The 5,388-nt window shown below is 69.8% G+C and carries 5 protein-coding genes and 1 pseudogene; 1 reads left to right on the top strand and 5 read right to left on the bottom strand.

Translation table 11 applies throughout. The features are described from left to right. From G7A99_RS06390 to G7A99_RS06400, 3 genes are all read right to left on the bottom strand, one after another. The coding region (locus G7A99_RS06390; RefSeq protein WP_163139245.1) for an LLM class flavin-dependent oxidoreductase at positions 1-641 on the bottom strand (641 nt) is incomplete at its 3' end. After that, a complete protein-coding gene (locus tag G7A99_RS06395) occupies positions 638-1,333 on the bottom strand; it encodes an SDR family oxidoreductase (RefSeq protein ID WP_018717076.1) in 696 nt (231 codons plus the stop codon). The genes G7A99_RS06395 and G7A99_RS06390, both read right to left, overlap by 4 nt. Positions 1,334-1,409: 76 nt before the next feature. Continuing rightward, positions 1,410-2,759, bottom strand: coding sequence for an aspartate aminotransferase family protein (locus tag G7A99_RS06400; protein ID WP_018717077.1), 1,350 nt, complete (start codon positions 2,757-2,759; stop codon positions 1,410-1,412). 254 nt (positions 2,760-3,013) lie between these two features. Between G7A99_RS06400 and G7A99_RS06405 the strand changes: the two genes are divergently transcribed. Then, positions 3,014-4,357, top strand: a complete 1,344-nt coding sequence (locus tag G7A99_RS06405; protein WP_163139248.1) for a DegQ family serine endoprotease — start codon at positions 3,014-3,016, stop codon at positions 4,355-4,357. Between the two features lie 33 nt (positions 4,358-4,390). Here G7A99_RS06405 and G7A99_RS06410 read toward each other — a convergent pair whose 3' ends face one another. Further along, positions 4,391-5,065 (bottom strand): TVP38/TMEM64 family protein, encoded by a 675-nt coding sequence (locus G7A99_RS06410; RefSeq protein ID WP_018717079.1) that lies wholly within the window; start codon positions 5,063-5,065, stop codon positions 4,391-4,393. 119 nt (positions 5,066-5,184) lie between these two features. Continuing rightward, a pseudogene (locus G7A99_RS06415) lies at positions 5,185-5,388 on the bottom strand (hypothetical protein); the annotation flags it as partial.

Here is a 5,388-nt window from a genome sequence, read left to right on the forward strand (position 1 = left end):
CGGGACGGGCGGAAGTGGCGGCGGTACAGCGCCAGCGCGTCGTACAGGTTCTGCGGGGCGAAGTGGCTGGCGAAGGCGAACGGCAGCCCCAGGTTGGCGGCAAGCTGGGCGCTGTAGTGCCCGGAGCCGAGCAGCCAGATCGGGACGTCGCTGCCCGCGCCGGGCACCGCACGCACCCGCTGGCCCGGCTCTGCTGGCGCGAGGTAGTGGCGCAGCTCCTCCAGCAATACGTCGAACTCCGGCTCCCCCGGGCCGAAACGCGCCCGCAGGGCGCGGGCGGTCTCGCCGTCCGTGCCCGGTGCCCGGCCGAGGCCGAGGTCGATGCGCCCCGGGTGCAGGGCCTCCAGGGTGCCGAACTGCTCGGCCACGGCGAGCGGCGCGTGGTTCGGCAGCATGATGCCACCGGCGCCGACGCGGATGCGCTCGGTGCGGTCCGCCACGTGGCCGATGAGCACCGTAGTGGCGGCACTGGCAATGCCGTCCAGGTTGTGGTGCTCGGCGATCCAGAAGCGGTTGAAGCCCAGGGACTCCACCCGCTGCGCGGCCGCGACGCTGCGCCGGAATGCGTCCGCCGGTGCGCTGCCGCGCGGGACCGTGGCCAGGTCGAGCACGGACAGCGGGATGTCGGCGAGCCGGCTCATGACGCTTCCTCCTCCGGCGTCGGCCGCACCAGTACCTCGTTGACGTCGACACGCCGCGGCTGGCTCACCGCGTACATCACGGCCTCCGCCACGTCACCGGCCTCGAGCGCATGCTCCGGACGCTCGTCGAAGAACGGTGTATCCACCATGCCGGGCTCGATCAGCGTGACCCGCACGCCGCTGCCGCGAAGCTCCTCGCGCACGCCATAGCCGATGGCGCTCACGGCCCACTTGGAGGCGCTGTACATGGAACCGGGGATCGTGGTCCGGCCCGCCGCCGAGCCGGTGATCAGCAGGTGCCCGCGGCTCTCGCGCAGCGCCGGCAGCGTATGCTGCAGCGTCAGCCCGACGCCGTAGACATTGGTGAGGATCATGTCGCGCCACACCGAGGTGTCCGCGCCGCTGAAGCCACCGGGGCTGCCGCGCATGCCCGCGTTGGCGAACACCACGTCGATGCGCCCGAAGGCGTTCAGCGCCGCATCCACCATGGCCTTCTGCTGCGCCTCGTCGGTGACGTCGCAGGCCACGGCCAGGGCGCGTTCGCTACCGCCCAGCGACTCCACGAGCCCGTCCAGACGCTCACGCCGCCGTGCGGCGAGGACCACGCGATAGCCCGCGGCGACGGCGCGGCGGGCGGTCTCCTCACCGATGCCGCTGGATGCCCCGGTGATCAGGAATACCGGATCGGCCATTGTTACCTCCCGAATCGTTCGTTTTCGGACTTTCAGGGCATGGGGGCGTGCCGTCGCCGGCACAACCCCCGCCCGGTCAGCCGCGCCCGAGGACCGCCGTCACCGACTCGTGGACGATCTCCACGATCCGGTCGATGTCCTCGTCGCGGGTGACGATCGGCGGCGCGAGACAGAGCACGTCACCCCGCACCCGCGTGAACAGCCCGCGATCCATGACCTCACCGAGCACCCGCGGGCCGACCTTGTCCGCCGGGTCGAAGGTCTGGCGGCTGTCGCGATCGCGGACCAGCTCCACCGCCGCCATAAGACCGAGGCCGCGCACCTCGCCGACGTTGGGGTGATCGCCGATCGCCTCACGCAGGCCGCCGATCAGGCGCTCGCCCTTGCGCGCCGCCTGGGCGGGGAAATCCTCGCCCTCGACGATGTCGAGCATCGCCAGCGCGACCGCACAGCCGACCGGGTGGGCACTGTAGGTGTAGGCATGCATCCAGGGGGTGTCCGCCTGGGCGAGGGTCGCGGCTATCTCGTCGCTAATGCCGATACCGCCGAGCGGGAAGTAGCCCGATGTCACCGCCTTGGCGAACTGGATAAGGTCCGGTTTCACGCCCCAGTGCTCCATGCCGAACATCCGGCCGGTGCGCCCGAAGCCGGTAATCACCTCGTCGGCGACCAGCAGCACGTCGTAGGCGTCGCAGATCTCGCGGATCCGCGGGAAGTAGTCGTCCGGCGGCACGATCACGCCGCCGGCGCCCTGCACCGGCTCGGCGATGAACATCGCCACGGTCTCCGGGCCCTCGCGCAGGATCGCCTGCTCCAGCTCGTTGGCCGCGGCCACCCCCGGAGAGACACCCGCGGGGGCGTCGTAGAAGTAGGGGTACGGCGAGGGGATGTGCACGAAGCCCGGCACCCGGGGCTCGAACAGGCCCCAGTACGGCGCCATGCCGGTGGCGGACATGGCCGCCAGGGTCACACCATGATAGCCCCACTGGCGGGCGATCACCTTGGTCTTCTCCGGTCGACCCTTCATCTTCCAGTACGAGCGCGCCATCTTGAAGTTGCTGTCGCTCGCCTCGCCCCCGCCGGAGGTGAAGAAGAAGCGGTTGATACCCTCGGCGGTGATGCCGGCGAGGCGCTCACCCAGCTCGATGGCCCGCTCGTTGGTGCTCCCGGAGTAGCCGGACGCATAGGGCAGGCGCATCATCTGTGCGCTCGCGGCATCCACCAGCTCCCGGCGGCCATGCCCCGCGGAGACGTTCCACAGCCCGGAGAGGCCGTCGATGAAGCGCCGGCCGTCCGCGTCCGTGAGCCAGGCGCCCTCGCCGCTCACCCACACGCGCCCGCCCTGATGGGCGGCGTTGTGCTGCAGCGGATGAACCAGGTGGGCGAGATCGCGCTCGATGAGCGCAGCGTTGCCGTCGGTAGCCATGCAATACCCTCACTGTTGTCTGTCTGGGATCGGATTACTCCCGCATGTTAGACCTCATCGGCGATCGGGGCACCCTCGGGGGAGCGAACGAAGGGAAGGGCGGGGAACAAGAGCCCCGGTTCGCCGGTCCACGTACATGTTGCGCCCGCCCGTGCACGGCACGGACGGACCGACGTCGACCCAGGTCTCTCGGCAACAAACGCAACAGAGGCGTACCCATGAAGCGACTCAAAACACTCACTGCCGCACTACTTATGGGCGTGGCCACCGTGGTCATGCAGCCCGCGTTCGCCGCCCTGCCCGATGCGGGTGGCAGCGAATCCGGCATGCCCACCCTCGCCCCGCTCGTGCAGAAGGTCTCGCCCGCCGTGGTGAACGTCTCCACCCGGGGCACGATCGAGACCGAACAGAACCCCCTGATGCAGGACCCCTTCTTCCGCCGTTTCTTCGGCGACCAGATGCCCCAGCAGCAGCGCGAGGTCCGCGCCCTGGGCTCGGGCGTGATCGTCAACGCGGATAAGGGCTACATCCTCACCAATAACCACGTGATCGCCAATGCGGACGAGATCACCGTGGGCACCACCGACGACCGCCAGTTCAAGGCCAAGGTCATCGGCGCGGACCCGGAGACGGATATCGCCGTCATCCAGATCGACGCCGACAACCTCACCCAGGTGAAGATGGGCGACTCCAGCACACTGCGCACCGGCGACTACGTCGTCGCGCTGGGTAACCCATTCGGCCTGGAACACACGGTGACCAGCGGCATCGTCAGCGGCCTCGGCCGCAGCCTGTCCGGGCAGATCCGCGACACCCGCATCCAGGACTTCATCCAGACGGACGCCTCGATCAACCCCGGCAACTCCGGCGGCGCACTGGTCAACCTCAAGGGCGAGCTGGTCGGCATCAACACCGCCATCCTCTCGCGTAGCGGCGGCAACATCGGCATCGGCTTCGCCGTCCCGATCAACCTGGCCAGCCAGGTCATGGACCAGCTCATCAAGTACGGCGAGGTCCACCGCGGTGTGCTCGGCGTGCGCGTGCAGGACGTCACGCCGGACATCGCCGAGGCGATGGGGCTCGATGACCGTCACGGTGCGCTGATCTCCCAGGTCAGCCCGGACTCCGCCGCCGAGAAGGCCGGTCTGAAGGCCGGTGACGTGGTCACCGAGGTGGACGGCAAGCCCATTGGTGACGCCGCGGAACTCGCCAAGGTCATCGGCCTGCGCGAGGTCGGCGAGCAGGTGAAGCTGACCGTCGTGCGCGACGGCGAGACCCAGACCATCAAGGCCAAGGTGGGCAAGCGCCCCGATGAGGCGACGCAGGCCACCGTCGAGGGTGGTCCGCTGGAGGGCATCCAGGTCGGCGAGCTGGACGAGCGCTCCAAGCTCTACGGTCAGGTCGAGGGCGTTCTCGTCACCGGCGTCAGCCGCGACGCCCCCGCCGCCGGCACGCTGCAGCCCGGCGACGTCATCACCTCCGTGAATCGTCAGCCGGTGACCTCCGTGGCGGAGTTCAACCGCGCCGCGTCGGGCAAGGACAAACTCCTGCTGCACGTGCGCCGTGGCAACGCCGCACTGTTCGTCGTGCTGCGCTGACGACGCCACCGGGGCCGCCGCCGGCGGCCCCGGTTATCCGCGGTAGCGCGCCACGGCCACGCGCAGCGCCGCGATCACGCCCAGCGCCAGGGCGATCCCGCCCAGCGTCCACGCCACCCCACTGAAGCTCTCTGCACGCACCAGCGAGGCGAGCTGGCTGCCCAGCACCGTCATCGCCAGCACCCCGGGCAGGATGCCGACCAGCGTGCCCAGCATGTAGTCGCGGAAGCGCAGGTGAAAGGCACCGGCGACCATGTTGGTCACCGTGAACGGCGCCAGCGGCAACAGCGAGATGACGATCATCGTACGCACGCCCCGGGCCGACAGCGCCGAGGCCAGCGCATTGAGCCGCCGGCCGCCGTGGCGCACCACCGCCTCGCGGCCCATGTAGCGCCCGATCCAGTAGGTCGCCGCCGCGGCGAGCAGCGTGCCCGCAACGGCGTAGAAGGACCCCGTGAACGCCCCGAAGATAAGCCCGGTAGCCGTCACCATAACGCTCAGCGGAAACACCACGAGCGAGGCCAGCACGTAGGCAAGCAGCACCAGCGGCGGCATCCAGCGGCTGTCACCGAGGGCGGTGACCCAGCGCAGCCAGTCCTCCAGGACCGCTACGGTGATGACCTCCTTCAGCGCGAGCCACTGCCAGAGTCCGGCAAGCAACCCCAGCGTCAGCAAAAACGCCAGGACCAGCCACAGTCGTCTCGGCAAGACACATCTCCCTTGTCCACGGGCACGGTGCAGCCGTCACCCGGCGCGCCGGCGCCCGACGTTCACGGCGGCGGACGCGACCCTGGCAGCGGCGTCCGCTGACCACACGGCGGATTCTCTCACGTCGCACGGCGGCACGCCGGACGCGGCCGGCCGGCCAGGCGAAGCCCGTCGCGCATGTTGAGCCCCATGAGCGTGAGATTCACCGCCCCGGCGAGGAGTTCCAGCGCCTGTACGGCAAAGAAGGTCCCGTCCAGCATTCCCACCGAAGCCCGCATCTGCAGGAACACGGCACAGGGCACGAGCACCAGCACCCCGTTGGC

The organism is Arhodomonas sp. KWT, assembly GCF_010993615.1.

Bases quoted from the DNA above. Each gene is read 5' to 3' on its own strand.
- G7A99_RS06395 (WP_018717076.1), bottom strand. From the start codon at position 1,333: ATGGCCGATCCGGTATTCCTGATCACCGGGGCATCCAGCGGCATCGGT.
- G7A99_RS06400 (WP_018717077.1), bottom strand. From the start codon at position 2,759: ATGGCTACCGACGGCAACGCTGCGCTCATCGAGCGCGATCTCGCCCAC.
- G7A99_RS06405 (WP_163139248.1), top strand. From the start codon at position 3,014: ATGGGCGTGGCCACCGTGGTCATGCAGCCCGCGTTCGCCGCCCTGCCC.